Origin of the sequence: Nocardioides sp. (genome assembly GCF_041913365.1) — a bacterium.
Lineage (GTDB): Bacteria > Actinomycetota > Actinomycetes > Propionibacteriales > Nocardioidaceae > Nocardioides.
The window spans coordinates 104,610-128,797 of sequence record NZ_JAYSFM010000010.1 but is presented as its reverse complement, the minus strand read 5'-3'; the positions used below and the strand labels follow the sequence as shown (position 1 = coordinate 128,797).

The window sequence follows — 24,188 nt, the reverse complement described above, 5'->3', positions numbered from 1 at the left end:
GGGCCCGCCCCCCCGGCGGGGCCGGGGCCCCCCCCCCCCCCCCCCCACCCCCCCCCGTGGGGGGCCGCCCCGGGGGGCGGGGGGCGCGGGGGGGCCCGACGAGTGCTGGGCGGTCAGGTCACCACTTGTGCATCGTGCCGTGCTCGATGTTGTAGTACATCCCGATGTGCGTGTAGAAGTTCATCGCGCCGAAGAGCAGGAACACCGTGCCGCCGATGACCCAGGCCCACACGGCCCAGCGCAGCAGCTGGGGGCGGTCGGTCCACAGGGCGATCGCGAAGAGCAGTGCGCCGAGGGCGACGACGCCCCACAGGCCGCCGAGGAACAGCGCCTCGAGGATGGGCAGGTGGCCGAAGCGGCCGCTGATCGGCTCCACCGCGGGTGCCGCGCCGAGCTGGAAGCGCACGAAGGTGATCGCCAGGACGGCCATTGCCAGGCCGAGGGCACCGACGAAGATGCCGACCGGCTTGAACGCCGCCAGGGTGGCGGAGTTGGCGTCCTCGGCCGGGCCGGCGTACAGGCTCCGGTGGCGCCAGAGGTAGACCGCAGCGAAGACCAGCAGGGCTCCGAAGCCGGCAGCCGGCTGGCCGAAGGCGATGTTGGCGTACTCGAAGCCGCCGCCGCCGAACGGCCAGGTGACCGTGGTGTGGATGCCCAGCGCCAGCAGCAGGGTGCCCGCGACGGCGAAGAAGCCCGCCCAGCCCTCGCTGTCGATGCGCCTGCCCTTGATCAGCTGCGCCAGGAATGCGGCGAACCCGAGCAGTCCGGCGCCCGCGGTCAGGGCGACCAGCTCGTTGTAGACGACCATGCCGTCCACGCTCCTTCCGTGCCCTCAGGCACCTCGTGTGTGATGCCTCCATAACGCTACGCAGTTCGTATCGATTCCTTGCGGGACGTGAGGTACGGCACCTTGGCTCGCAGGATCGGTTTCGCTACGGTAGTCGTATCGAAAACGGAAGGAGTGATGGACGTGCCCAACCCCGAGGTGGTCCTGTTCCTCGTGGTGGCCCTGCTGGCCGGCGGACTGACGATGGGGGGTGTCACCCTCGTCTACTTCCTCGACAAGTGGCGCCGGGACCCGGGGCCGCGGCCCGCGCGCACCGAGCGGGGAGCGAGTCCCTTCGACCGGGCGGCGTGACGGCGATGCACGCGCTGCTGGTCCTGCTCGCGTTCACCATCGCGGCCCTCGTGACGTACGCCGTCGTGCTGGCGCTGCTCACGGCGGCCGAGCGGTGGTGGCATGCTGACGACCCGGCCGACCGACCACGACGGAGGACGCGTGTCCCCTGCTGAACAGCCCGCCAGGCCCGGTCGCCCGCGCGAGGCCTCCGTGGACCAGCGCCTGCGCGAGGCGGTCCTGCGGCTGCTGCGCGAGGGCGGTCCGGGGGCGGTCACGATGGACCGGGTGACCGCCGCGTCGGGCGTCGCGAAGACGACGATCTACCGCCGCCACGCCAACCGCGCCGAGCTGCTCACCGAGGTCCTCTCGGGTGCCATCGGCGCTCCGGACGTGCCGGACGACGGCAGCGTGCGCGACAAGATCCGCGCCGCCCTCGAGCAGGCGTGGCACCAGATGGGGGTCGTGCTGGGTCCCGGCGGGCTCGCGGCCATCGTCGGCAACAGCGACCCGGAGTTCACCGACCTGTTCCGCGCGGCGTTGCGCCCCTACGTCGACGCGCTCGTCGGCCGGATCCGCGAGGACGTCGACGCCGGGCTGCTGCGGCCCGACCTCGATGCCGAGGGCGTGGTCAGCCTGATGGTCGGCGCCTACCTCGGTGAGCTGGTGCTGCGCGGGGAGGTCGCACCCGACTGGCTCGACCGCACGCTCGAGCTGCTGTGGGCGCTGATGGTGCAGCCCGACGGGGGCGCCGGTCTCAGGCCTTGACCGCGAGCACCGGGCGCGGGGCGTCGAGGAGGATCTGCTGCTCGGTGCTGCCCAGGATCAGCTTGCCGACCTGGGTGCGGTGCCGGATCCCGAGGACCAGCAGGTCGACGTCGGGCTGGTCGGCCGCGGCGAGGAACTGGTCGACGGGCGAGCCGTCGGCCGCCGCCTGGACGGTCCGGACCGTCACCCCGGCGCCGGTTGCGGCACCGGAGGCGAGCGCCTCGACGGTCTCCGCCTCGGCCGCGTCCGCCGGCAGGTTGTGCACGATCAGGTCGGTGGCGTGGAAGGCGGCCTGGGCAGCGCCGGCCCGGATGGCCTCCGCGCCCTCGGGGGTCGGCTTGTAGAAGACGAGGACGCTCACGGGCTCTCCTTGTTCAGGTCGGGAGACGAACGTAGCGGACGCCCGTCGCGGCATAGCGTGGACCCGTGACCCCCAGCGCCCCTGCACGCACCCTGGTCGAGATCTGCCTCGAGGACGTCGATGGTGCGGGCATCGCCGTGGTCGGTGGCGCCGACGCCCTGGAGGTGTGCGCCGGTCTCGCCGACGGCGGTACGACACCGACGCTCGGATTCGTCCGCCACTGCGCCGAGGCGGCCCCCGGGCTGGAGATCCGGGTGCTGGTGCGCGCCCGGGCCGGCGACTTCGTCCACTCGGAGCATGAGGTGGACGTGATGGCGGCCGACGTCGAGGCCACCCGCACGGCGGTCCCGGAGGGCACGCACCTCGGCTTCGTGATCGGCACGCTCCGACCGGACGGCACGCCCGACGCCGACGCCGTACGCCGTCTCGTCAACGCCTGCGGCGACGCACCGGTCACCTTCCACAAGGCCTTCGACTCCGTGCCGGACAAGCCGTCGGGGCTGGCGCTGCTGCGCGACCTCGGCATCACCCGGGTGCTCACTTCAGGAGGCAGCGGGCCGGCGCTCGACCACCTGCCGGCGCTCGCCGACCTGGTGCGGCGCGGGGGCGACGACGTGCGGATCGCGGTCGGGGGCGGGGTGCGGCCCGCCAACGTCGCCCGGATCGTGGCCGAGACGGGTGCCCGCGAGGTGCACCTCCGCGCCCCCGGCAGCGTCCGGTCGGCGGGCGTGTCCGCCGGCTACGACGAGGGCAGCCGCAGCGTCACCAGCGCGACGGTCGTCGCGGAGGTCATGGCCGCCCTCGGCCGCTGAGCCCAGCCGTGTCGCCCGGGAACAGCACGGCGCCCACGAGCGGGTCGACCGACGACACGTCGTCGAGGGGGAACATCGGCCGCTGGATCCGCCGGTGGCCCAGCCGGGCCAGGTGCTGGTCGACGCCGCCGGGGGTGAGCGCCAGCATCCAGTCCGCGGCCATGTCGAACAGCTCGGGCTCGAGGTAGCCGATCTTCACCACCACGATGTCGGCGCTGCGCGGGTCCAGGCCGAGGCGGGTGAAGTCGGACTCGAGGTGGTAGGGCCGGCGGCGCCGGGTCAGGACCACGTCGACGTACGGCGTGCGGACGACGACCTCGACGTTGTCCTCGGACGGCACGACGGCGACCACGCGACCACTGACCCGGACCGGCGGTGCGGGCCGGTCGTCGACGCGGGCGCCGACGACGAGGTGGACGTCCGCGTCGACGCCGGCCTCCTGCGCGGCCAGGGCGCCCGCGGCGTCCGGGATCGAGGCGTAGACCGCGCGCTTGCCGCTGGCCGCCAGCTCCTCGCTCGCGAGCAGCTCGGTCAGCGTCCACGTCACGTCGCCGGCACCGCCCGCGGTCGGGTTGTCGCCGGAGTCGGAGATGAAGTACGGCCCCACCGGCGAGGCCAGTGCGGCGGCGAGCACCTCCTCGAGCGACCCGGTGGGGGCGACGAAGCCGAACTCCTCGCGACGGGCCCAGAGCTCGCTCGCCAGGGTCGTGGCCTCCGACATCGCCAGGTCGGCGTCGTCGCCGACGACCATCACGACGGCGCAGTTGCGGGGCTCGTCGGCCCACGGGTAGCCGATCCAGATGCCGGCGTCGAGGATCCCGTCCAGCGCCTCGATTCCGGGGACGCGGGCGTACAGGCTCGTCGCCGGCTCCTGCCGGGTGCTGGTCATCTCGCCGGGCAGCAGGATCGGCACCGGCACCCACGCCTTGGCCGGACGCCGCCGGCCGGCGGGCAGGGCCAGCCGGTCGACCAGGTTGCGGGCCGCGCGCTCCTTGGTCTCTTGCCAGTCCACGTGCGGTGCCGTGCGGTACGTCGTCAGCAGGTCGACCGTCTCGGCGAGCCTGCGCGAGACGTTGCCGTGCAGGTCCATCCCGCTGCTGATCAGGCAGTCGGCGCCGACCACGGCACGTACGGCGAGGGCGAGGTCGCCCTCCATGTCGTCGAGCCCGACCACGCTGGCGGCGCCGTGGATGTCGAGCACCAGCCCGTCGAGCGGCGCCTCCTCCACGGCTGCGACCAGGCCGGCCAGGATCTCGGCCTTCAGCGAGGCGTAGTCATCAGCGGGGATGGCACCTCCGGCGATGTTGCGTGCCTGGAGGACGCCGATCCACTCGGCCCGGTCGGCGAGCGCGCCGCCCTCGCGCCAGAAGGCCCACGCGTCGAGGACCTCGCGCCCGCGCCGCGGGGCCAGCATCGCGGCCGTGGTGAGGGCGGGGGAGAAGGTCGATGCCTCGAGGCTGATGCCGCAGACGGCCACGCGCGGGAGTGCAGGTCCGGTCACCCCGCGATGGTGTCAGGGCGGGTGCCAGGTCGCCGGAGCAACCCCCTCGGCGACCCCGTTGGCCGAGTGTTCACCAGCGCGTCCAACTCGACCGGTGACGCCGGCCATTTTGTTGGTAGGGTTTGTCGTGCAACAGGTGCAAGTTCCAGCAGGTCGACGCCCGCGGAGTTTGTGATCCAACGGCGTTTGTTCTTCGGGCCCTGCCAGCTCGTGAGTCGCAAGCGGCGTGTCACCGCATCTGGTGCGGGTCGCTGAAGTGGCGGCTCACGCCCCGACAAAGGAGTAACGAGCGACATGGCTCAGGGCACCGTTAAGTGGTTCAACGCCGAGAAGGGTTTCGGCTTCATCGCGCAGGAGGACGGCGGCGACGACGTCTTCGTGCACTACTCGGCCATCCAGACCCAGGGCTACAAGTCCCTGGACGAGAACCAGAAGGTCGAGTTCGACGTCACCCAGGGTCCGAAGGGCCCGCAGGCGGAGAACGTCCGTCCGCTCTGATCGGCGGACGCTGGACTGAGGTCCAGATCTGATCCACGCTCCGGCCTCTCCCCTATAAAGGGGAGGGGCCGGAGTGGGTTTCAGGGGAGACTAGTGACACGAAAGGGTCATTTTCCCGACGGCTCCTGTCGTGGACACTGGACCTGAAGACGTACATTTGGCGGCGGGCCGCGTGCCGAGCAGGAGGGAGGGTGACGTGCACGACCAGTTCGACGTGACCCTCGAGGACGGCGACCTCCTCGGCGAGGTGGAGCTGACCACCACGCTGATCATCGCCGCGAGCGAGTCCGAGGAGCACCTCTCCCAGGAGGAGATCGACCGGCTCCTCGGCGTCACCCCGCGCAAGCCGTCCGAGGACTGACCGCCCCGCGCCTGCTCAGCAGGTCGCGAAGAGCACCGGACCGCTGGTCAGGTCCGACAGGACGTACTCCCCGTCCCGGGGACGCAGGTCGAGGGTGATCTCGCGCCCGTCCGACGACGCACCCTGGACCGAGAACCGGTCGGTGAAGTCGCCGCCCTGGCCGGGCGCCGGGCCGGCCGCCAGCTGCGCCCGCGCCTCCGCGTCGCCGGCCGCGTCGTCGGCGTCCTCGACCTGGAGCACGCCCCGGACGTCGCCGCCGGGCCGGAGCCCCATCGCGAAGCCGGTGAGGGGATGTACGCCGCCCGCTGCCGCCACGAGCTGGTCGGCCTCCGCCTGCGCGTCGTCGTCGGCCTGCGACATCGCGAGCTCCTCGCACGCGTGGGCGCCGTCGTACACCGCGGCCGCGAGCGGCTCCTCGAGCGCGCCCGCCAGGTCCGCCAGGTCGTCGGCCGCGTCGGCGTCCCCGCGGACGACCTCGAGGACCTGCTCGAGGAAGGGCGCCTGGTCCGAGGCGAGCACGACCCCGCGGTCGCCGAGCAGCGCGAAGTGCTGGAGCTCGGGGGTGAGCATCGGGCCCACGCCCGACAGGACGTCCGGACCGCCCACCCAGACCCCGTCGTCCTCCTCGGGCTCGGTCCAGCCGAGGGCGAGGAGGCGGTCCGCGAGCGCGCCCAGGTCGCCGTCGTCGCCGACCCCCATCGCCTCGACGGCGCCGTCGCCGGACTGTGCCAGCAACTCCCAGTCGAGGGTCGCGGGCGAGATGCCCAGCTGCTCCTGCATCACGCCGGCTGAGGTGCCGAGCGCCGACATCGAGGACAGGTCGCGGGAGAAGGCGTCGGCCAGGAAGGCGTCGACCGCCGCAGCGTCCGAGTCCTCGCCGACGTCGGCCCCGAGCTCGGCGCGCACGCCCGCCCAGTCGGTCCACGCGGCTCGGCTGGTGCCGTCCGGGACGAGCTCGAGCGCCCGCTGCAGCGGCGTACCGCGGTCCACCAGCCGGAAGGCGGCCAGCCCCGCGACGAGCACCACGAGGGCGCCCACGAGGGCGAGGACGGCACGGCGTGGCACGGGCGGGCTCCTCGTGGATCGGGATGTGGTGTGACACTACTTCCATGGAGCCCCGCGACGTGCGCGCTGCAGGCGCCGTGGTGACGCGCAAGGGCGGTGAGGTCCTGCTGGTCCACCGGCCCAAGTACGACGACTGGTCCTTCCCCAAGGGCAAGCTCGATCCGGGCGAGCACGTCGTCACCGCCGCGGTCCGCGAGGTCGCGGAGGAGACCGGCCTCGACGTGCGCCTCGGGCCGGCGCTGTCCTCCCAGCGCTACCGGATGTCCAACGGCCGGTTCAAGACCGTCGAGTACTGGACCGCGCGCGTCATCGGCAGCGACGACGTCAGCGGCTACAAGCCCAACGACGAGATCGACGCTGTCGAGTGGGTGCCGTGGGACGCGGCGATGCGACGCCTCACCTACCCCCACGACCGCGAGACGCTGGCCGAGGCGCAGCCCCTGCGCCGCAAGACCCGGGCGCTGGTGGTGCTGCGGCACGGCAAGGCGCGCTCGCGCGGCGGCTGGAAGAAGGACGACCGGCTCCGCCCGCTCGTCCAGGTCGGCGAGCTCCAGGCCGAGCGGCTCGTCCCGCTGCTCGCCGCCTTCGACGTGACCTCGGCCCACACCTCCTCCAGCACCCGCTGCGTGCAGACGGTGACGCCGTACGTCGACACGACCGGGTGGCCGGTCAAGAAGTACGACGAGCTGAGCGAGGAGGACGCGTCCGTCGAGGGGGTCCTCTCGGTGGTCGACGCGCTGCTCGACAGCGGCGAGAGCACGGTGCTGTGCACCCACCGCCCGGTGCTGCCCACCGTGCTCGACGCGCTGCGCGTCCCGGACGCCAGGCTCGAGCCCGGCTGGATGCTCGTCGCCCACCACCGCAAGGGCCGCGTGGTCGCCAGCGAGGTGCTGCAGCCCTGAGTAGCGGCTTGTAGGACTCGGAGGGCGCGTACGTCAAGGCTCGCGGGCCGAGTTCATGTGATCGCCGTCTCACGCACGGATCTGCGACGCCATCCGGTCCGGTCGAGTTCATCGCCCGTTCACCGACGACGCCGTGGTCGTTCTCCTGCCGTGCCTAGCGTCCTGATCGTCAGCAATCATCAGACTTTCAGGAGCACTCGAAGTGAACCGCACTTCTTTCCGCAAGCTGCTTGCCCCGAGCGTGGCAGTGCTTGCCCTCTCGGTGTCCCTCACCGCCTGCGGTGCCGGCAACGAGAGCGACGCCGGCACGGGTGACGGCGCGAGCGAGGCCGCGGGCGGCCTCTCCGGCGACCTCAACGGCGCCGGCGCCTCCTCGCAGGAGAAGGCCCAGGGCGCGTGGGCGACCGGCTTCCAGGGCGCGAACGACGGCAACGTGACCGTCAACTACGACCCGGTCGGCTCCGGCGACGGTCGCACCAACTTCATCGAGGGCGGCGTCAGCTTCGCGGGCTCCGACTCCTACCTGACCGACGACGAGGGCGAGCTCAGCGCCGCCACCGAGCGGTGCGCCGGTCAGGACCCGATCGAGGTCCCCGCCTACGTCTCCCCGATCGCCGTGGCGTTCAACGTGGAGGGCGTCGACTCGCTGAACCTGTCGGCCGACACGATCGCCCAGATCTTCGACAACAAGATCACGACGTGGGACGACCCGGCCATCGCCAAGGAGAACCCGGACGCGGACCTGCCGGACCAGGCCATCACGCCCGTCCACCGCTCGGACGACTCGGGCACCACGAAGAACTTCACCGACTACCTCGGCAAGGCCAGCAGCTCGTGGTCCTACGAGGCCGAGGACGCCTTCCCGGTCAAGGGCGGCGAGGCCGCCGAGGGCACCTCCGGTGTCGTAGCCGCCATCTCCGGCGGCCAGGGCACGATCGGCTACGCCGACGAGAGCCAGGTCGGCGACCTGTCCGTCGTCTCGGTCAAGGTCGGCGAGGAGTACGTCGCCCCGTCCGCCGAGGGCGCCGCCAAGGTCGTCGAGACCTCGCCGGCCGCCGAGGGTCGCGCCGACGTCGACATGGCCGTCGACATCGACCGCACCACCACCGAGTCGGGCGCCTACCCGGTCGTCCTGCTCAGCTACCTGATCGCCTGCCAGACCTACGAGGACCAGGCCGAGGCCGACCTCGTCAAGGGCTACCTGTCCTACATCGTCTCCGACGAGGGCCAGCAGGCGGCGTCGCAGGAGGCCGGTTCCGCGCCGCTCTCCAGCTCGGTCGCCGAGAAGGCGCAGAGCATCGTCGACGCGATCACCGCGGGCTGATCCACCGGTCGGGGGCTCGTCCCACGACCACCTACGCCGCGTGCGGCGGGTCGGAACATCCGGCCCGCCGCACCGGCGCATGAAACGACTGAGTGAGGTAGCACGTGGCAACCACCGTTGTTGCTGAGGACACCGACCGGCCCAAGGCCCGGCTCGGCGACAGGGTGTTCTCCGGCACCGCCCTGGCCGCCGGGATCGCGATCCTGGTCGCCCTGGCGGGTGTCTTCATCTTCCTGGCCATCGAGGGCGTACCCGGCCTGGCCAAGCCCGCCGAGTTCTACGGCAGCGCCACCACCTTCTGGGGCTACGTCGCACCCCTGCTGTTCGGCACGGTGCTGGCCGCGGTCATCGCGCTCATCGTCGCCGTTCCTCTGGCCTGGGGCATCGCGCTGGTGGTCAGCCACTACGCGCCCAAGTCGATCGCGACGCCGATCGCCTACGTGATCGACCTGCTCGCCGCCGTGCCCTCGGTGGTCTTCGGCCTGTGGGGCATCTCGGTGCTGGCGCGGGAGCTGCAGCCGGCGTACGTCTGGCTCGACGAGAACATGGGCTGGCTGCCGTTCTTCGCCGGCCCCGCGTCGGGCACGGGTCGTACGATCCTCACCGCCGGCCTGGTGCTGGCGATCATGATCCTGCCGATCATCACCGCGATCTCCCGCGAGGTGTTCTCGCAGACGCCGCGCCTCCACGAGGAGGCCGCGCTCGCGCTGGGGGCCACGCGCTGGGAGATGATCCGCATGGCGGTCTTCCCCTACGCCCGCTCCGGCATGGTGTCCGCGGTGATGCTCGGCCTGGGCCGTGCGCTCGGCGAGACGATGGCGGTCGCGATGGTGCTCTCCGCCGGCGGCGGCATCTCGTTCAACCTGATCTCGAGCAGCAACCCGGCGTCGATCGCGTCCAACATCGCCTCCAACTACAAGGAGGGCACCCCGGGCAAGATCCAGGTGCTGATCGCGACGGGACTGGTGCTGTTCCTCGTGACGTTCCTGGTCAACTTCGCCGCCCGATGGATCGTCACCCGCAACGAGCGGAGGCTCGCGCGATGACCACCACCACAGCTCCTGCCCCGCCGCGCTCCGAGCCGGTGTCCTTCACCGCCGCCAGGCTGCCGCGCCTCGCGCCGGTGCTGGTCGGTGTCGTCGCCGTCGCCGCGGCCGCGTTGCCCGTGCTGCTGCTCGGCTGGGGCGTCGTCGCCTGGGCGGTCATCGCCGGGCTCCTCTTCCTGGTCGCGCTGCCTGCGTGGGCCCGCGTGGTCGAGGGTCCGCGCGGCGCCACCGACCGCTTCGTCACCGGCCTCGTGTGGGCTGCCTGCCTGGTCGCCATCGTGCCGCTCGTCTCGCTCCTCTGGACCGTCGTCGACCGCGGCCTGCCCGCGATCAACTCGACGTTCCTGACCTACTCGATGTACCGCACCAGCCTCGACCAGGAGGTCGGGATCTACCACGCGCTGATCGGCACGCTGCTGATCACGCTGTTCGCCGCGTTGATCTCCGTGCCGATCGGCATCATGGCTGCGATCTACCTCATCGAGTACGGCAAGGGCAGCCGGCTGGCGCGCTGGATCACCTTCCTCGTCGACGTGATGACCGGCATCCCGTCGATCGTCGCCGGCCTGTTCGCCTTCTCGCTCTTCATCCTCGTCTTCGGTCCGTCGACCCGGCTGGGCATCGGCGGCTCGGTCGCGCTGTCGCTGCTGATGATCCCGGTGGTCGTGCGGTCGACCGAGGAGATGCTGCGACTCGTGCCCGCCGACCTGCGCGAGGCGTCGTACGCACTGGGCGTGCCGAAGTGGCGCACGATCGTCAAGGTCGTGCTGCCCACCGCGCTCGGCGGCATCGTCACCGGCGTCACGCTGGCCATCGCGCGGGTGGTCGGCGAGACCGCCCCGCTGCTGCTGATCGCGGGCCTGACCACGCGGACCAACTTCAACGTGTTCTCGGAGCGGATGACCACCCTCCCGGTGCTGATCTACACCCAGAACGCCAACCCCGGCATCGCCGAGACGCCCGGCGGCACCCCGCCCGGCATCGAGGTCGCCTGGGGCGGCGCGCTCGTGCTGATCGTGATCGTCATGCTGCTCAACCTCGTGGCGCGCATCATCGGCAAGATCTTCGCCCCCAAGACCGGCCACTGAGCCACGTACTTCCAGCAGAGACGAGAGAGACCCACCCCCATGGCCAAGAGCATCACCGTCGACGACCTCGACATCTACTACGGCGACTTCCTCGCCGTGCAGGGCGTCAGCATGACGATCAAGGCGCGCTCCGTGACCGCCTTCATCGGGCCGTCCGGCTGCGGCAAGTCCACCTTCCTGCGCTCCCTCAACCGCATGCACGAGGTGATCCCCGGTGCGCGCGTCGAGGGCAAGGTGATGGTGGACGGCCAGTCGCTCTACGACAGCGCCGTCGACCCCGTCGCCGTACGACGCCAGATCGGCATGGTCTTCCAGCGGCCGAACCCGTTCCCGACGATGTCGATCTACGAGAACGTCCTCGCCGGCAACCGCCTCAACTCCAAGAAGATGAAGAAGTCCGAGGCCGACGACGTCGTCGAGCGCTCGCTGAAGGGCGCCAACCTCTGGAACGAGGTCAAGGACCGCCTCGGCAAGCCCGGCATGGGCCTCTCCGGCGGCCAGCAGCAGCGCCTCTGCATCGCCCGCGCGATCGCCGTCGAGCCGCAGGTGCTGCTGATGGACGAGCCGTGCTCCGCGCTCGACCCGATCTCGACCTCGGCCATCGAGGACCTGATCCACGAGCTGAAGTCCGACTACACGATCGTGATCGTCACCCACAACATGCAGCAGGCCGCGCGCGTCTCCGACGAGACCGGCTTCTTCAACCTCAAGGCCGCCGGCCAGCCCGGCCACCTGGTCGAGTTCAACTCCACCCCGAAGATGTTCGCCAACCCCGACAACGAGTCCACCGAGGCCTACATCTCCGGCCGCTTCGGCTGAGTCGGTAGGTTTCTCCCACCGGGGTGGCCCGGGATCGGGGTCGGGGTAGTCAGGGACGTTCTGGTAGCGAGATCGGGGGTTCGACCTACCAGAACGTCCCTGACTACCCCGACAGCCGGGCTCCCCGCGAGCCAGGATCCGTCCACAGGGGCGGCCGGGGCACGGGTCGACGAGGGCCTGTGGATGGGCGGCTGCAGCAGGGTGACAGCCCCGTCATCGTGCGTGCATGGACGGGGAGTACGTCGCCGGGGCGTGGCCACTGCGAGGCGTCGGTCCGCGCGAGGGGCTGCCGGCGGGGCTCGTGTGGCCGCTGCGTCGCGGTGAGGAGGGCGGACCCACGGAGTGGGGGACCAGGTCGGGTGCCTTCCGGCGCGCCGCACGAGGCCTGTGGGTCCCGGCTGGGGTCGAGGCGACACCCGAGCAGCGCATCGTCGAGGCTGCAGCGGTCCTCTCGGGCTACGGCGCGGTGACGGGGTGGGCCGCACTGCGCTGGCAGCAGGCGATGTGGTTCGAGGGCCTGGACCTCGCCCAGCGGCCGCGCCCCGTGGTGCTGGCTGTGGGTGACCTGCACGCCGTACGGCCCCGCGCACGGATCAAGGTGAGCCAGGAGATCCTGCCTCCTGGCACGATCCGGCGGGTTCGCGGCCTCAGGGTGCCTCTGTGGAGCGTCGCCTTCGAGATGCGGAAGGCACCGAGCGACGAGGCAGCCCTGGTCGCCTTCGAGCTGGCGGCCATGCACGACCTGGTCTCGATCGTCGAGCTCGCCGACTTCGTGGCCTCGTCGCTCTGGGTGCGCCAGGGTGTCCCGAGGCTCCGCACGCTCCTGCCCGAGCTGGACGAGAACAGCTGGTCGCCCATGGAGCCCGTCATGCGGCGGACCTGGTGCCGGGCAGAGCGCCCGAGGCCATTGACCAACCGACCGGTCTTCACCCTGGACGGTCGGTTCGTCGGCACGCCCGACCTGATCGACCCGGTCGCCGGGGTCTACGGGATGTACGACGGCGGGCTGCACCTCGCCGGCGAGGTACGTCATCGGGACGTGGCCAAGGAGGCGGCGTACCGCGCGCTCGGCCTCGAAGGCGTGATCATGATGGCGGGAGACATCGCGGACCGGGAGCCGTTCGTCGGCCGGCTGCACGAGGCGTACGCACGCGCGCAACGACGGCGACCCGAGGAGCGACGATGGCGCACCGAGCCGCCGACCTGGTGGGTCCCGACGTTCACCGTGGCGCAGCGGCGGGCTCTGTCGCCCGAGCAGCGGGCGAAGTTCCTGCGCTATCGGCCCGCCGCGTGATGGTTCGCCCGTCCCATCTCGGTGCCGGGGTAGTTAGGGACGTTCTAGGTGGTCGGCCAGTGCTTTGGCCTACCAGAACGTCCCTAACTACGAAAGCGCGGGCGGAGGGCCGGGTCAGGGGAGGAAGAGGTGGGCGGTCCAGTAGCAGATGGCGGCGGCGAGGGCGGCGGCCGGGAAGGTCAGGACCCAGGCGGTGAGGATGGACTTCGCCACGCCCCAGCGGACGGCGGAGAGGCGCTTGGTGGCGCCGACGCCCATGACCGCGGAGGTGATGGTGTGGGTGGTCGAGATCGGGGCCTCGAAGACGTACGACGTCGTGTAGAGCACGCCGGCGGCCACGGACTCGGCCGCGAAGCCGCGGGGCGGGTCGAGGTGGATGATGCGGCGGCCGAGGGTGCGCATGATGCGCCAGCCGCCCGACCAGGTGCCGAGGGAGATCGCGGTCGCGGCGGCCAGGATGACCCAGAGGGGGAGGCCGTCGGACTCGGCGACGTAGCCGCCGGTGAGGAGCGCCAGGAAGATCACGCCCATCGTCTTCTGGGCGTCCTGGAGGCCGTGGCCGAGGGCCATCGCGGCGGCGGAGATGGTCTGGGCGACCTTGAAGCCACGGTTGGTGCGGCCGGGGTTGGCGTTGCGGAAGGCCCACATGATCGCGACCATCAGCAGGAAGCCGAGCGAGAAGGCGACCACCGGCGACAGGAACATCGGGATGACGACCTTCTCGAGCACGACCGCCCAGTTGGCGCTCGCGCCCGCGGCCACCGCGGCTCCGACGAGCCCGCCGATGAGGGCGTGCGAGGAGGAGGACGGCAGCCCGTAGTACCACGTGATGAGGTTCCACGTGATGGCGCCGAGCAGGCCGCACATCACGATCACCAACCCGTGCGTGCCGGGTCCGGGGTCGATGGTGTCGGACACGGTGTGGGCGACCTTCTGGCCCAGGAACGCGCCGACGAAGTTCATGACCGCCGCCATGGCCAGCGCGACGCGTGGCTTCAGGGCGCCGGTGGAGACCGAGGTGGCGATCGCGTTGGCCGCGTCGTGGAAGCCGTTGGTGTAGTCGAACACCAGGGCGACGACGACGACCGCGATGATGATCGCGATTTCCATCGAGTCAGGACTCCTTGACGGCGATCTGCTCCACGATGTTCGCGACCTTCTCGAAGGCGTCGATCGCGCCCTCGAGGGACTCCACGATGTCCTTGAGCTTGAGGACCTCGAGGGCCTCGTACTCACCGCTGAAGAGGTTGGCGAGGATCCGGCGGTAGGACTTGTCGCCGGTGTTCTCGAGGCGGTTGATCTCGATCCAGTACTCGTCCAGCGAGCCCATCGCCTCCAGCGACGGCATCGCGGCCGCGGTCAGCTCGGCGCAGCGCTGCAGCACCTCCACCTGCTGGGTGCTCTCCGCGGGGAGCGAGGTCACCTCGTAGAGCAGGATGAGGTCGACGGCCTCGTCCATCATGTCCATCACGTCGTCGAGCGCCGAGGCGAGGGAGTAGATGTCCTCGCGGTCGAACGGCGTGACGAACGTGCTGTTCACCCGGCGGATGATCGAGTGGGTGGTCTCGTCGGCAGCGTGCTCGGCCTCGCGCATGCGCTGCGCGACCTCGGCACGGGAGGTGCCCTCGGCCAGCATCTCGCTGAGGAGCTGGGCGCCTCCCACGAGGTGGTTGGCGGCTTCGCTGAACAGGTCGTAGAACGAGCTGTCGACGGGGCGGAACTTCAAACGCACGGTGAACTCCGAACGGGGGGCGGATGAACCGGGGAACATGCTAGGGGAGGGATTGCCCGGAGTCGCAACCCGAGACCTCCGGCCCGATCAGGGCCCGTCCGTTGGGGTACGCCGCTCGGCGTGTCGCCCGGCGTGTCGCTCGAAAACGGCTCGCGATGGCGCTCAGCGGCGGCGGGTGCGCTGCCGCGCGATGAGGGCGTCGTGCAGGTGACGTACGCCGGCCCGGTGGTGCCACTCGCCGTCGGCCCCGAGCTCCCAGGCGGACGTCTCCTCGTCCAGCGCGAGGTCGAGCAGGGCGCCGATCTCCTGCACGACGTGCTCGTCGCGCAGCCGCACCAGCACCTCGACGCGGCGGTCGAGGTTGCGGTGCATCATGTCGGCCGAGCCGATCCACGCCGCGGGAGCGCCGTCGTTCTCGAACCAGAACACCCGGCTGTGCTCGAGGAAGCGACCCAGGACCGAGCGGACCCGGACGGTCTCCGACAGGCCGGGTACGCCCGGGCGGAGGGCGCAGATGCCGCGGATCACCAGCTCGACCGGGACGCCCGCCTGCGAGGCGAGGTAGAGCGCGTCGATCACCGCCTCGTCGACCACCGAGTTCGCCTTGATCCGGATGCCCGCGCGGCGGCCGGCCTGGTGGTGGGCGATCTCCTGGTGGATCTGGGCGACCAGCCCGTCGCGCACGCTGTCGGGCGCCACGAGCAGGTGCTCGTAGGTCGTGTTGCGGCTGATGCCGGACAGGTTGTTGAAGAGGAGCGCGACGTCCTCGCCGATCTCCGGGTCAGCGGTGAGCAGGCCGAGGTCCTCGTAGAGCCGGGCGGTCTTCGGGTTGTAGTTGCCGGTGCCGAGGTGGACGTAGCGCTTGATCCCGTCGGGCTCGTCTCGGACGACCATCGAGAGCTTGCAGTGGGTCTTGAGACCGACCAGGCCGTAGACCACGTGGCAGCCGGCGTGCTCGAGCTTGCGGGCCCACCGGATGTTGGCCTGCTCGTCGAAGCGCGCCTTGATCTCGACGATCACCAGGACCTGCTTGCCGGCCTCGGCCGCGTCGATGAGCGCCTCGATGATCGGGCTGTCGCCGGAGGTGCGGTAGAGCGTCTGCTTGATCGCCAGCACGTGGGGGTCGGCGGCGGCCTGCTCGAGGAAGCGCTGCACCGACGTGGCGAAGGAGTCGTAGGGGTGGTGCAGGAGCACGTCGTGGCGCGCGACCGAATCGAAGACGTCGACGGGGGACGCGGACTCGACCTCGGCGAGGCTGGGGTGCGTCGAGGGGAGGAAGGCGGCGTACTTGAGGTCGTCGCGCGGCAGGTCGGCGATGGAGTTCAGGCCGGTGAGGTCGAGCGGGCCGGGCAGCGAGACCACCTCGTCGCGGCTCACGCCCAGCTCGGAGACCAGCAGGTCGAGCACCTTCGGGTCGATCGACTGCTCGACCTCGAGCCGCACGGGCGGGCCGAAGCGGCGCCGCTGCAGCTCCTTCTCGAGCGCCTTGAGGAGGTTCTCTGCGTCGTCCTCCTCGACCTCGAGGTCCTCGTTGCGGGTGACCCGGAAGGTGTGAGCGCCGAGCACCTCCATGCCGGGGAACAGCTTCTTCAGGTGCTCGCCGATGACGTCCTCGATGGGGACGAAGCGCTGGTTGCCGAGCCCGACGAAGCGGCCGAACGTCGGCGGCACCTTCACGCGGGCGAAGTGCTCGGTGCCGGTCTTGGGGTGTCGGACCACGACCGCCAGGTTGAGCGACAGGCCCGAGATGTAGGGGAACGGGTGGGCCGGGTCGACGGCCAGCGGGGTGAGGACCGGGAAGATCCGCTCCTTGAAGAGCTTCTTGCAGACCTTCTGCTCCTCGCGGTCGAGGTCGGCCCAGCGGACGATCTCGATGCCCTGGTTGCCGAGCGCGGGGAGGAGGGAGACGAACGTCTGCGCGTGCCGCTCCATCAGGTCGCGGGAGCTCGACCACAGCAGCTCGATCTGCTCGCGCGGCATCAGCCCGCTGGCGGCGCGGACGGCGACGCCCGCGTCGATGCGGCGCTTGAGGCCGGCGACCCGCACCATGAAGAACTCGTCGAGGTTACTGGCGAAGATCGCCAGGAAGCGCGCCCGCTCCAGCAGCGGCAGCCTCTCGTCCTCGGCGAGCTCGAGGACCCGCTGGTTGAACCGCAGCCAGGAGATCTCCCGGTCGATGAACCGGTCGTCGAACTTCTCCACGGCCTCGATCGCGGCCTCGTCGGGCGTGTAGGGCGGCTCGACGTCGAAGACCTCGGTCGGGTGGCCGAACGGCTCGGCGACCGGACCCTCCTCCACCGACGGCGAGACAGCGCTGGTCAGGGTGGCCGGGTCGGACATGTCGACCAGTGTGGCACCGAAAGATGAACGTGGGATGACGTCGGATCAGTAGACGAGCGCCTGCACGCCGTCACCCAGCACCTGCTCGGCGAAGACGGCCGCGCCGGCGATCGTGACACCCTCGCGGAGGTCGCTCTCGACGAGCCCGCGCCGGGCCGCGCACTGCGAGCAGACGGTGATGGTGCCGGACGTCAGCACCGCCGCCATCAGCTGGTCCAGCGGGGTGGCCAGGTCGAGGTCGAGCTGCTCGGCGCGACCCGGTACGCCGAACCACGCGGCCTCGCCGGTGAGCCAGAGCGAGACGTCGGCACCCGACGCCGCGGCGGCCGCCGCGACCGTGAACCCCTGGTTGCACCGCTCGGCGTCCTCGGCCCCGCAGGTGACCTTGACGACCAGTGATCGAGCCATGTCGCCCACACTAGAGTGGCGGGCATGCCCTTCGAGCTGCCGGACAACCTGCACCCCAACTGCGGCCCCGTCGCCTGGCTGCTGGGCACCTGGCGCGGCAACGGCCACGGGACGTACCCGACGATCGAGTCCTTCCAGTTCGGCCAGGAGCTGATCTTCACCCACGACGGCCGGCCGTTCTTCCACTACATGTCGCGCGCGTGGATCGTCGACGAGGACGGTGAGTTCGTCCGCGACGCCGCGATGGAGACCGGCTTCCTGCGCTGCCCCGAGCCGGGGAAGGTCGAGTTCCTGCTGTCGCACAACATCGGCTTCTCCGAGATCTGGTACGGCGCGGCCGAGGGCGGCAAGCTCGAGATGCACACCGCCGGCGTCTCCTTCACCGAGACCGCGAAGGAGGTCGACGCCGGCTCCCGCATGTACGGCAACGTCGACGGCGACCTCCTCTACGCCTTCGACATGGCCGCCGTCGGCCAGGAGCTGCAGCCGCACACGTGGGCGCGCCTGCAGAGAGCATGAGTGACGACCTCGCGGCTCGCCTCCGCGAGCAGGGGCTGCGGCTCACCCCGCAGCGCCAGCTGATCCTGCGCGCCGTCGAGGAGCTCCGCCACGCCACCCCCGACGAGGTGCTGGCCCACGTGCGCGGCCAGGTCAGCTCGGTCAACGCCTCCACCGTCTACCGCACGCTCGAGGTGCTCGAGGAGCTCGGGCTGGTACGCCACACGCACCTCAGCGACCGCGCGCCGACGTACCACTCCGTGCTCGAGCACGAGCACGTCCACGTGGTGTGCCGGCGCTGCCACCAGGTGTCGTCCTACGACCCCGGGCTCGTCGCGCCCGTCGTCGATGCCCTCGCGGCAGACGGGTTCGTCGTCGACGTGGGCCACCTCGCGATCTTCGGGACGTGCGCCGACTGCTCGGGTAGTTAGGGACGTTTCGGTAGGTCGGAGGGCGTTCGGACCTACGGAATCGTCCCTAACTACCCGGAGAAATCTATTGCAAGGACTCTTTCGAAAGAGTAGTTTCGATACATGTCCCGCGAGCTCCGCGACCCCCGCGCACTGACGGCCGTCGCCCACCCCGTCCGCCTCGGCATCCTCGAGCTGCTCACGCTGGAGGGCGCGATGACCGCGACCCAGCTGGCCGACCGGCTCGACGAGACCCCGGCCAACTGCTCGTGGCACCTGCGCAAGCTCGCCGAGCACGACCTCATCGAGGAGGCCGAGGGTGGTCGCGGCCGCCAGCGGCCGTGGCAGATGCGCAGGATCGGCCTGACCTGGGGAGCCGAGGACGCGGGTCCCGAGGAGCGCCGCGCGGGTGACGCCCTGAGCCGCGTGATGCTGCAGCGCTGGACCGACCGCTTCCTCGACGCCGCCGAGCGCGCTGAGGGTGAATGGCGCGAGGCGGCGACCGTCACCCAGACCATGGGCTACCTCACGGCCGCCGAGCTCGAGGAGGTCAACCGCCGGGTCCAGGAGGTCATCCGGGGCTTCGAGGAACGCATCGAGGATCCAGGTCGACGCCCGGAGGGGTCACGGCTGGTGGAGCTGGTCGCCTTCGCCGCCCCGATCGAGGTGGCTCCGTGAAGGCGGCGTTCGCCCAGCCGGGCTTCACGCGGCTGTTCGCCGGCCTGTCGACGTCGATGCTCGGCGACTCGATCATGCTGCTGGTCCTCAGCATCTGGGTGAAGACGCTGACCGGCTCGAGCGCGATGGCCGGCTTCACCTTCTTCTTCATGTGCATCCCGGCGATCTTCGCGCCGCTGGTCGGGGTCTGGATCGACCGGATCCGCCGCAAGCCGATGCTGGTGTGGGGCAACGTGCTGTCCGCGGTCGCGGTCCTGCCGCTCCTCCTCGTCCGCGACGCGGGCGACGTCTGGATCATCTGGACGGTCGCGGGGCTCTACGGCGTGAGCTTCGTGGTGCTGCCCGCCGGGCTCAACGGCCTGCTCAAGGAGCTGATGCCCGAGGAGCTGCTCGTCGACGCCAACTCGAGCATCCAGACCATCAAGGAGTCCTACCGGCTCTTCGGCCCGCTGCTGGGCGCCGCACTGTTCGCCTGGCTCGGCGGCTGGGCGGTCGCGCTCGTCGACGCCGCGTCGTTCCTCCTCGCCGCCGCGGTCATCGCGAGCATCCGGGTCGAGGAGGAGACGCCCGAGCACGAGGAGTCGGCGTACTGGAGCCAGCTCACCGAGGGGCTGCGGCACCTCGTCCACGACCGGGTGCTCGGCAACCTGCTGATCGGCTTCGGCCTGTCGATGCTGGTCCTCGGCTTCACCGAGTCGGCGATCTTCGCCCTCACCGACCACTTCGGGAAGGCGGCGACGTACGTCAGCGTGATCGTGTCCGTGCAGGGCATCGGCGCGGTCGCCGGCGGCGTCGCCTCCGCCCGGTGCGTACGCCGCTTCGGCGAGGTCGCCACGAGCACGCTCGGCCTGGTCCTCCTCGGGGCGAGCGCGATCGGCATCGCCGCATCGCCGGTGATGGCGGGGGTGCTGGTGAGCATCGTGCTCTTCGGCGCCTCGCTGCCACTGCTGGTCGTCGCCTACATGACGATCCTCCAGCGCCGCACTCCGCAGCGCCTGATGGGCCGCGTCTCGACCGCCGCCGAGGTGGTGATGACCGTGCCCAGCGCGATCTCGCTCGCCTTCGGCGCCGTGCTGGTGACGCTGCTCGACTGGCGCTGGATCTTCCTCGTCATCGGCCTCGCCACGCTGGCGGGCGCCGCGCACGTCGCCTTCTGGCTGCGCGACGAGCTGCGCGGGCGTACGTCCGAGCCCGAGCTGGTCGACGAGCCGCCGGCCGCGCTCGACCCCTCGTCCCCGCTGGGGCCGGGCGTGGGCGCGGCCTAGACTCGAACCCATGGCCAGCCCCCTCCTCGCCCTGCCCGGAGCCGTCGCCGGAGACGGCATCGACGCCCCGGTGGCCGCGCACTACGGCTCGTTCAACACCGAGCAGCGCAGCCTGGCCGGCGGGGACGGGTTCGTGGACCTGTCGCACCGCGACGTGCTGCGGATCTCCGGACCCGAGCGGCTGGGCTGGCTGCACAACCTCACCACGCAGTACTTCACCGGCCTCGAGCCCGGCGTCTGGACCCAGGCGCTCGTGCTGAGCCCGCAGGGCCACGTCGAGCACGCCTTCACCGGCGTCGACGACGGCGAGGCCTTCACCGCACACACCGAGCCCGGCGCCGGCGCGGCGCTGGTCGAGTGGCTCGAGCAGATGAAGTTCATGACGCGCGTCGAGGTCGCGCTCGTCGACGACCTCGCCGTGATGTGGCGCCCGGGCGAGGGGATCGGACGCTACGACCTCGTGCCCCGCGACCGCCTCGAGGCGTACGCCGACGCGGCGGGCCCCGCCGCCGGCCTCTGGGCCTTCGAGGCTTTGCGGATCGAGCGCGGCGAGCCCCGCTTCGGGATCGACACCGACCACCGCACCATCCCCAACGAGGTCGGCTGGATCGGTCCGGCCGTCCACCTCGACAAGGGCTGCTACCGCGGCCAGGAGACGGTCGCCCGCGTGCACACCCTCGGCCGGCCCCCGCGCCGCCTCGTGCTGCTGCACCTCGACGGCTCGGAGAACCGCCTCCCCGCCGCCGGATCCCCGGTGTCGTACGACGGTCGCGACGTCGGCTTCGTCGGCTCCAGCGCCCGCCACCACGAGCTCGGCCCGATCGCGCTCGCGCTGGTCAAGCGCAACGTCCCCGTGGACGCGGGGCTGACGGTCGACGACATGCCCGCCGCCCAGGAGGTCGTCGTCGACCCCGAGGTCGGGCTCCACGTGCGCCCCCTCCGCTGATCCTTGGGTAGTTAGGGACGTTCTCGTAGGAGATCGGGCCGATCGACCTACCAGAACGTCCCTAACTACCCCGGGGAGGTCAGAAAGGTCAGGGCGTACGCCGGCGGTACTGGACGTGCGTGTCGGCGTCGGCGTGCGCGAACCCGAGGCCGGAGTAGACGGCGACGGCCGGGGCGTTGTCCGACTCGACGTAGAGCAGCACCTCGTCGACGCCGAGCCCGGCGAGGTGGTGCAGCCCGGCGAGGGTGAGCAGCTTGCCGAGCCCGCGGCCCTGGGCGGCCGGTGCGATGCCGACGACGTACACCTCGCCGTGGCGGGCGTCGTGCTGCTTGGTCCAGTGGAAGCCCAGCAGGCCGGAAGCGTCCTCGGCGACGAGCAGCCCGGCGGGGTCGAACCACGGCTCGGCCATCCGTCGCGAGAGGTTGTCGAGGTCCATCGCACCCTGCTCGGGGTGGTGCGCGAAGGCGGCCGCGTTGACAGCGACCACGGAGGCGGCGTCGCTGTCGCGGTAGCCGCGGACCGTCACCTCGGACGGAACGGAAAGGGAAGGGAGGGGGAGCGAGGTCGGGCGCCGCATCACCCAGAGGTCGCGCACCCGGTCCCACCCGTGGCTCGCGGCGAGCCGCGCCGCGGCCGGGTGGTTGCCGTGCGACCACGCCGTGAGCGGACCGTCGTACGACGCCTCGGTGCGGGTCAGCAGCGCCGAGCCGATCCCGCGACCGCGCGACTCGGGGGCGACCGCGAGCGAGAGGTCGCCGTCGTGCACCAACGCGAAGCCGCCCGGCTCCGTGAGCACGGAGGCGGTGCCGTCGACCAGCGCCATCTGCGCGGCCTCGTCGAGCGGGGCGGCGCCGTCGGTCGCCTCGGCGGCCCGGGCGACCTCCTCGACCAGGTCGCGGGAGTCCATGCGGGCGAGACTAGCCAGTGACGGTGTCGCGGCTCGGGGAGTCCTGGGCCTCGGAGTCCTTGTCGCGCGTCGGGAGCACGAAGCGGTAGCCGACGTTGCGGACGGTGCCGATGTGGTGCTCGTGCTCGGTGCCGAGCTTGGCGCGCAGGCGCCGGACGTGGACGTCGACGGTGCGGGTGCCGCCGAAGTAGTCGTAGCCCCAGACCTCCTGCAGCAGCTGCTCGCGGCTGAAGACACGGCCGGGGTGCTGGGCGAGGTACTTCAGGAGCTCGAACTCCTTGTAGGTCAGGTCGAGCGGGCGGCCGCCGATGCGGGCGGTGTAGGTGGCGTCGTCGACCACGACCTCGCCGCGGTGGATCACGTGGGCCGCCGGGTCGTCGGGCGAGGCGGCGCCGGCGCGGCCGATGGCCAGCCGGATCCGGGCGTCGAGCTCGGCCGGGCCGCAGGTGTGCAGCACCACGTCGTCCATGCCCCAGTCGTGGGCGACGACGGCGAGGCCGCCCTCGGTGACGACCAGCAGGACCGGCGCGTCGGCCCCAGTGGTGCGGATGAGGCGGCACAGGTCGCGCGCGGCGGCGAGGTCCTGGCGACCGTCGACGAGGACGAGGTCGGACTCCGGCGCGTCGAGCAGCGCGCTGCCCTGGGCGGGCAGGATCTTCACCGTGTGCGAGAGGAGCGCGAGCCCGGGGAGCACCTCCGCGGAGGGCTGTAGCGCACCCGTGAGCAGCAGCAGGGCGCTCATGGGCGGACCCTCCTCTCAGCCGGGGATGAGGAAGGATATCCCGCATGAGTACGTCATCCGGGCGTGATCTCGGTCCTGAGACGGTGACCGTCCGCTACTGGGCCGGCGCCCGCGCGGCAGCCGGCACGGCCGAGGACACCTTCGCGGTGGCCGGCGTCCTGCCGCTCTCGGAGGTCGTCGCGCTCGTCCTCGAGCGCCACCCCGACGACCGGATGGCGCGCACGGTCGCGGTGTGCTCGGTGCTCCTCGGCGACCAGCCGGTGCGTTCGCAGGACCCGGCTTCCGTGCTGGTCGCACCGGGCACCGTGGTCGAGCTGCTGCCGCCGTTCGCCGGCGGCTGACACGGGCAGGCCCCGCGGAGCTGGTGCTCCGCGGGGCCCGTTTCCGCGTACGCGCGAGCCTTGTGTCCGACCGCTGGGGTCAGGCTTCGATCGCCGCGGGCTCGTCGGCGCCGGTGCGCACCTCGATCTTGCGCGGCTTGGCCTTCTCGGCCACCGGCACGACCAGGCGGAGCACGCCGTCGCGGTAGGCCGCCTCGATGCGTTCGAGGTCGAGGTTGTCGCCGAGCACGAGCTGGCGGCTGAAGGCGCCGCGCGGACGCTCGGACGCCAGCATCTGCCAGTCGCCGTTGCTGGCCACCCGCTCGGCGCGGATGGTGAGCACGTTGCGCTCGACGTCGAGGTCGACCGACTCCGGGCTCACCCCAGGCAGGTCGAACTCGAGGACGAAGCGGTCGCCCTCGCGCCAGGCGTCCATCGGCATGGCGACGGGACGGTTCGTGGTGCCCATGAGCTGCTGGGTGATGCGGTCGATCTCACGGAACGGGTCTGCGCTGCGGATCAGCATGGTGTCTTCCTCCTGGTTCTCCGGATCGGGCGAGGCCCTGCGTGAGTGCCTCTGAGATGTGTAACAGCGGATACAGGTTTCTTATAGTCCACGAGTCAGGCAGAATTCAAGTCCCGACGCGGAGGAGGTGGAGATCGCGATGGCTGGACGTGCGGTGGGGGTGTTCGCGATCTCGGTCGCGGCCGAGATGACCTCCCTGCAGATCCAGAACCTCCGCGTCTACGAGCGGCGCGGCCTCGTCGACCCCGACCGCACCGCCGGCGGCACCCGGCTCTACAGCGAGGACGACATCGACCGCCTGCACCGCATCCGCGAGCTGCTCACCGCCGGGCTCAACCTCGCCGGCATCGCCGCCGTGCTGGAGCTCGAGGTCGAGAACGCCCGCCTGCGCGAGCAGGTCGCCCGGCTGCGCGCACGGTGAGCCGCGCGGGGAGGGAACATCCCGGAGCCGCCCGCGCGT

30 protein-coding genes are annotated in these 24,188 nt (G+C 71.3%); 19 read left to right on the top strand and 11 right to left on the bottom strand.

The window, feature by feature from the left end; translation table 11 throughout:
* Positions 1-118: 118 nt before the first annotated feature.
* Positions 119-808, bottom strand: a complete 690-nt coding sequence (locus tag ACE3QY_RS18645; protein ID WP_374457553.1) for a DUF981 domain-containing protein — start codon at positions 806-808, stop codon at positions 119-121.
* Between the two features lie 162 nt (positions 809-970).
* Between ACE3QY_RS18645 and ACE3QY_RS18640 the strand changes: the two genes are divergently transcribed.
* Genes ACE3QY_RS18640 through ACE3QY_RS18630 form a run of 3 tightly spaced genes read left to right on the top strand, consistent with a single transcriptional unit; the run spans position 971 to position 1,885 of the window.
* The gene (locus ACE3QY_RS18640) at positions 971-1,138 is read left to right on the top strand and encodes a hypothetical protein (RefSeq protein ID WP_374457552.1); all 168 of its coding nucleotides are present in this window, start codon (positions 971-973) and stop codon (positions 1,136-1,138) included.
* The gene (locus ACE3QY_RS18635; RefSeq protein ID WP_374457551.1) at positions 1,135-1,293 is read left to right on the top strand and encodes a hypothetical protein; all 159 of its coding nucleotides are present in this window, start codon (positions 1,135-1,137) and stop codon (positions 1,291-1,293) included. Before ACE3QY_RS18640 ends, ACE3QY_RS18635 begins: the two co-directional genes overlap by 4 nt.
* Positions 1,280-1,885: a TetR/AcrR family transcriptional regulator gene (locus ACE3QY_RS18630; protein ID WP_374457550.1), complete on the top strand. Its 606-nt coding sequence runs from the start codon at positions 1,280-1,282 to the stop codon at positions 1,883-1,885. The genes ACE3QY_RS18635 and ACE3QY_RS18630 overlap by 14 nt, the downstream gene beginning before the upstream one ends.
* Here the strand turns inward: ACE3QY_RS18630 and ACE3QY_RS18625 are convergent.
* Positions 1,875-2,246 carry a universal stress protein gene (locus ACE3QY_RS18625; RefSeq protein WP_374457549.1) on the bottom strand — a complete coding sequence of 124 codons (372 nt, stop codon included), beginning with the start codon at positions 2,244-2,246 and terminating at the stop codon, positions 1,875-1,877. The genes ACE3QY_RS18630 and ACE3QY_RS18625 overlap by 11 nt on opposite strands.
* A gap of 65 nt (positions 2,247-2,311) precedes the next feature.
* Between ACE3QY_RS18625 and ACE3QY_RS18620 the strand changes: the two genes are divergently transcribed.
* Entirely contained in the window at positions 2,312-3,058 is a 747-nt protein-coding gene (locus ACE3QY_RS18620) for a copper homeostasis protein CutC (protein WP_374457548.1), read from the top strand.
* Here the strand turns inward: ACE3QY_RS18620 and ACE3QY_RS18615 are convergent.
* Entirely contained in the window at positions 3,036-4,559 is a 1,524-nt protein-coding gene (locus ACE3QY_RS18615) for a M81 family metallopeptidase (protein ID WP_374457547.1), read from the bottom strand. The genes ACE3QY_RS18620 and ACE3QY_RS18615 overlap by 23 nt on opposite strands.
* Before the next feature lie 294 nt (positions 4,560-4,853).
* Here ACE3QY_RS18615 and ACE3QY_RS18610 point away from each other — a divergent pair, with 294 nt between their 5' ends.
* Together ACE3QY_RS18610 and ACE3QY_RS18605 are read left to right on the top strand one after the other, a co-directional pair.
* Positions 4,854-5,057 (top strand): cold-shock protein, encoded by a 204-nt coding sequence (locus ACE3QY_RS18610; protein ID WP_134720686.1) that lies wholly within the window; start codon positions 4,854-4,856, stop codon positions 5,055-5,057.
* A 196-nt stretch (positions 5,058-5,253) separates the two neighbouring features.
* A complete protein-coding gene (locus tag ACE3QY_RS18605) occupies positions 5,254-5,418 on the top strand; it encodes a hypothetical protein (RefSeq protein WP_311292091.1) in 165 nt (54 codons plus the stop codon).
* 15 nt (positions 5,419-5,433) lie between these two features.
* Here ACE3QY_RS18605 and ACE3QY_RS18600 read toward each other — a convergent pair whose 3' ends face one another.
* A complete protein-coding gene (locus ACE3QY_RS18600) occupies positions 5,434-6,483 on the bottom strand; it encodes a hypothetical protein (protein WP_374457546.1) in 1,050 nt (349 codons plus the stop codon).
* Between the two features lie 44 nt (positions 6,484-6,527).
* On the opposite strand from ACE3QY_RS18600, the gene ACE3QY_RS18595 reads away from it, so the two are divergent.
* The 6 genes from ACE3QY_RS18595 (at position 6,528) to ACE3QY_RS18570 (ending at position 12,956) form a co-directional block, all read left to right on the top strand.
* Positions 6,528-7,385: an NUDIX domain-containing protein gene (locus ACE3QY_RS18595; RefSeq protein ID WP_374457545.1), complete on the top strand. Its 858-nt coding sequence runs from the start codon at positions 6,528-6,530 to the stop codon at positions 7,383-7,385.
* A 202-nt stretch (positions 7,386-7,587) separates the two neighbouring features.
* Entirely contained in the window at positions 7,588-8,709 is a 1,122-nt protein-coding gene (pstS, locus tag ACE3QY_RS18590) for a phosphate ABC transporter substrate-binding protein PstS (RefSeq protein WP_374457544.1), read from the top strand.
* 104 nt (positions 8,710-8,813) lie between these two features.
* Positions 8,814-9,755, top strand: coding sequence for a phosphate ABC transporter permease subunit PstC (gene pstC, locus ACE3QY_RS18585; protein ID WP_374457543.1), 942 nt, complete (start codon positions 8,814-8,816; stop codon positions 9,753-9,755).
* Positions 9,752-10,843, top strand: a complete 1,092-nt coding sequence (pstA, locus tag ACE3QY_RS18580) for a phosphate ABC transporter permease PstA (protein ID WP_374457542.1) — start codon at positions 9,752-9,754, stop codon at positions 10,841-10,843. The genes pstC and pstA overlap by 4 nt, the downstream gene beginning before the upstream one ends.
* 39 nt (positions 10,844-10,882) lie before the next feature.
* Positions 10,883-11,662, top strand: coding sequence for a phosphate ABC transporter ATP-binding protein PstB (gene pstB, locus ACE3QY_RS18575; protein WP_374457541.1), 780 nt, complete (start codon positions 10,883-10,885; stop codon positions 11,660-11,662).
* Positions 11,663-11,888: 226 nt separating this feature from the next.
* Positions 11,889-12,956 carry a hypothetical protein gene (locus ACE3QY_RS18570; RefSeq protein ID WP_374457540.1) on the top strand — a complete coding sequence of 356 codons (1,068 nt, stop codon included), beginning with the start codon at positions 11,889-11,891 and terminating at the stop codon, positions 12,954-12,956.
* Positions 12,957-13,070: 114 nt separating this feature from the next.
* On the opposite strand, the gene ACE3QY_RS18565 is transcribed toward ACE3QY_RS18570, so the two are convergent.
* From ACE3QY_RS18565 to ACE3QY_RS18550, 4 genes are all read right to left on the bottom strand, one after another.
* On the bottom strand, positions 13,071-14,066 hold the full coding sequence (locus tag ACE3QY_RS18565) for an anion permease (protein WP_374457539.1): 996 nt from the start codon (positions 14,064-14,066) through the stop codon (positions 13,071-13,073).
* Positions 14,067-14,070: 4 nt separating this feature from the next.
* On the bottom strand, positions 14,071-14,688 hold the full coding sequence (locus tag ACE3QY_RS18560) for a DUF47 domain-containing protein (RefSeq protein WP_374457538.1): 618 nt from the start codon (positions 14,686-14,688) through the stop codon (positions 14,071-14,073).
* 162 nt (positions 14,689-14,850) lie between these two features.
* Entirely contained in the window at positions 14,851-17,028 is a 2,178-nt protein-coding gene (locus ACE3QY_RS18555) for an RNA degradosome polyphosphate kinase (protein ID WP_374457537.1), read from the bottom strand.
* A gap of 45 nt (positions 17,029-17,073) precedes the next feature.
* Complete coding sequence (locus ACE3QY_RS18550; RefSeq protein ID WP_374457536.1) at positions 17,074-17,436, bottom strand: DsrE family protein; 363 nt, start codon at positions 17,434-17,436, stop codon at positions 17,074-17,076.
* Between the two features lie 24 nt (positions 17,437-17,460).
* Here ACE3QY_RS18550 and ACE3QY_RS18545 point away from each other — a divergent pair, with 24 nt between their 5' ends.
* From ACE3QY_RS18545 to ACE3QY_RS18525, 5 genes are all read left to right on the top strand, one after another.
* A complete protein-coding gene (locus ACE3QY_RS18545) occupies positions 17,461-17,955 on the top strand; it encodes an FABP family protein (protein ID WP_374457535.1) in 495 nt (164 codons plus the stop codon).
* Positions 17,952-18,365: a Fur family transcriptional regulator gene (locus ACE3QY_RS18540; RefSeq protein ID WP_374457534.1), complete on the top strand. Its 414-nt coding sequence runs from the start codon at positions 17,952-17,954 to the stop codon at positions 18,363-18,365. Before ACE3QY_RS18545 ends, ACE3QY_RS18540 begins: the two co-directional genes overlap by 4 nt.
* A 102-nt stretch (positions 18,366-18,467) precedes the next feature.
* Entirely contained in the window at positions 18,468-19,022 is a 555-nt protein-coding gene (locus ACE3QY_RS18535) for a helix-turn-helix domain-containing protein (protein ID WP_374457533.1), read from the top strand.
* A complete protein-coding gene (locus ACE3QY_RS18530; RefSeq protein ID WP_374457532.1) occupies positions 19,019-20,287 on the top strand; it encodes an MFS transporter in 1,269 nt (422 codons plus the stop codon). Before ACE3QY_RS18535 ends, ACE3QY_RS18530 begins: the two co-directional genes overlap by 4 nt.
* Before the next feature lie 10 nt (positions 20,288-20,297).
* Positions 20,298-21,233, top strand: coding sequence for a folate-binding protein YgfZ (locus tag ACE3QY_RS18525; protein ID WP_374457531.1), 936 nt, complete (start codon positions 20,298-20,300; stop codon positions 21,231-21,233).
* Between the two features lie 88 nt (positions 21,234-21,321).
* Here ACE3QY_RS18525 and mshD read toward each other — a convergent pair whose 3' ends face one another.
* Both mshD and ACE3QY_RS18515 read right to left on the bottom strand, forming a co-directional pair.
* Positions 21,322-22,140 carry a mycothiol synthase gene (gene mshD, locus ACE3QY_RS18520; RefSeq protein ID WP_374457530.1) on the bottom strand — a complete coding sequence of 273 codons (819 nt, stop codon included), beginning with the start codon at positions 22,138-22,140 and terminating at the stop codon, positions 21,322-21,324.
* 10 nt (positions 22,141-22,150) lie between these two features.
* Positions 22,151-22,882, bottom strand: a complete 732-nt coding sequence (locus ACE3QY_RS18515) for a winged-helix domain-containing protein (protein ID WP_374457529.1) — start codon at positions 22,880-22,882, stop codon at positions 22,151-22,153.
* 44 nt (positions 22,883-22,926) lie between these two features.
* On the opposite strand from ACE3QY_RS18515, the gene ACE3QY_RS18510 reads away from it, so the two are divergent.
* Complete coding sequence (locus tag ACE3QY_RS18510) at positions 22,927-23,223, top strand: MoaD/ThiS family protein (RefSeq protein ID WP_374457528.1); 297 nt, start codon at positions 22,927-22,929, stop codon at positions 23,221-23,223.
* 79 nt (positions 23,224-23,302) lie between these two features.
* Here ACE3QY_RS18510 and ACE3QY_RS18505 read toward each other — a convergent pair whose 3' ends face one another.
* Complete coding sequence (locus ACE3QY_RS18505; protein WP_374457527.1) at positions 23,303-23,728, bottom strand: Hsp20/alpha crystallin family protein; 426 nt, start codon at positions 23,726-23,728, stop codon at positions 23,303-23,305.
* A 139-nt stretch (positions 23,729-23,867) separates the two neighbouring features.
* Here ACE3QY_RS18505 and ACE3QY_RS18500 point away from each other — a divergent pair, with 139 nt between their 5' ends.
* On the top strand, positions 23,868-24,149 hold the full coding sequence (locus ACE3QY_RS18500; RefSeq protein ID WP_374457526.1) for a MerR family transcriptional regulator: 282 nt from the start codon (positions 23,868-23,870) through the stop codon (positions 24,147-24,149).
* Positions 24,150-24,188: the final 39 nt, after the last annotated feature.

Excerpts from the sequence above, each read along its gene's own strand:
- ACE3QY_RS18645 (WP_374457553.1), bottom strand. The coding sequence starts at position 808 with ATGGTCGTCTACAACGAGCTGGTCGCCCTGACCGCGGGCGCCGGACTG.
- ACE3QY_RS18610 (WP_134720686.1), top strand. The coding sequence starts at position 4,854 with ATGGCTCAGGGCACCGTTAAGTGGTTCAACGCCGAGAAGGGTTTCGGC.
- ACE3QY_RS18595 (WP_374457545.1), top strand. The coding sequence starts at position 6,528 with ATGGAGCCCCGCGACGTGCGCGCTGCAGGCGCCGTGGTGACGCGCAAG.
- pstA (WP_374457542.1), top strand. The coding sequence starts at position 9,752 with ATGACCACCACCACAGCTCCTGCCCCGCCGCGCTCCGAGCCGGTGTCC.
- pstB (WP_374457541.1), top strand. The coding sequence starts at position 10,883 with ATGGCCAAGAGCATCACCGTCGACGACCTCGACATCTACTACGGCGAC.
- ACE3QY_RS18570 (WP_374457540.1), top strand. The coding sequence starts at position 11,889 with ATGGACGGGGAGTACGTCGCCGGGGCGTGGCCACTGCGAGGCGTCGGT.
- ACE3QY_RS18565 (WP_374457539.1), bottom strand. The coding sequence starts at position 14,066 with ATGGAAATCGCGATCATCATCGCGGTCGTCGTCGTCGCCCTGGTGTTC.
- ACE3QY_RS18555 (WP_374457537.1), bottom strand. The coding sequence starts at position 17,028 with ATGTCCGACCCGGCCACCCTGACCAGCGCTGTCTCGCCGTCGGTGGAG.
- ACE3QY_RS18550 (WP_374457536.1), bottom strand. The coding sequence starts at position 17,436 with ATGGCTCGATCACTGGTCGTCAAGGTCACCTGCGGGGCCGAGGACGCC.
- ACE3QY_RS18545 (WP_374457535.1), top strand. The coding sequence starts at position 17,461 with ATGCCCTTCGAGCTGCCGGACAACCTGCACCCCAACTGCGGCCCCGTC.
- ACE3QY_RS18540 (WP_374457534.1), top strand. The coding sequence starts at position 17,952 with ATGAGTGACGACCTCGCGGCTCGCCTCCGCGAGCAGGGGCTGCGGCTC.
- ACE3QY_RS18535 (WP_374457533.1), top strand. The coding sequence starts at position 18,468 with ATGTCCCGCGAGCTCCGCGACCCCCGCGCACTGACGGCCGTCGCCCAC.
- ACE3QY_RS18525 (WP_374457531.1), top strand. The coding sequence starts at position 20,298 with ATGGCCAGCCCCCTCCTCGCCCTGCCCGGAGCCGTCGCCGGAGACGGC.
- mshD (WP_374457530.1), bottom strand. The coding sequence starts at position 22,140 with ATGGACTCCCGCGACCTGGTCGAGGAGGTCGCCCGGGCCGCCGAGGCG.
- ACE3QY_RS18515 (WP_374457529.1), bottom strand. The coding sequence starts at position 22,882 with ATGAGCGCCCTGCTGCTGCTCACGGGTGCGCTACAGCCCTCCGCGGAG.
- ACE3QY_RS18510 (WP_374457528.1), top strand. The coding sequence starts at position 22,927 with ATGAGTACGTCATCCGGGCGTGATCTCGGTCCTGAGACGGTGACCGTC.
- ACE3QY_RS18505 (WP_374457527.1), bottom strand. The coding sequence starts at position 23,728 with ATGCTGATCCGCAGCGCAGACCCGTTCCGTGAGATCGACCGCATCACC.
- ACE3QY_RS18500 (WP_374457526.1), top strand. The coding sequence starts at position 23,868 with ATGGCTGGACGTGCGGTGGGGGTGTTCGCGATCTCGGTCGCGGCCGAG.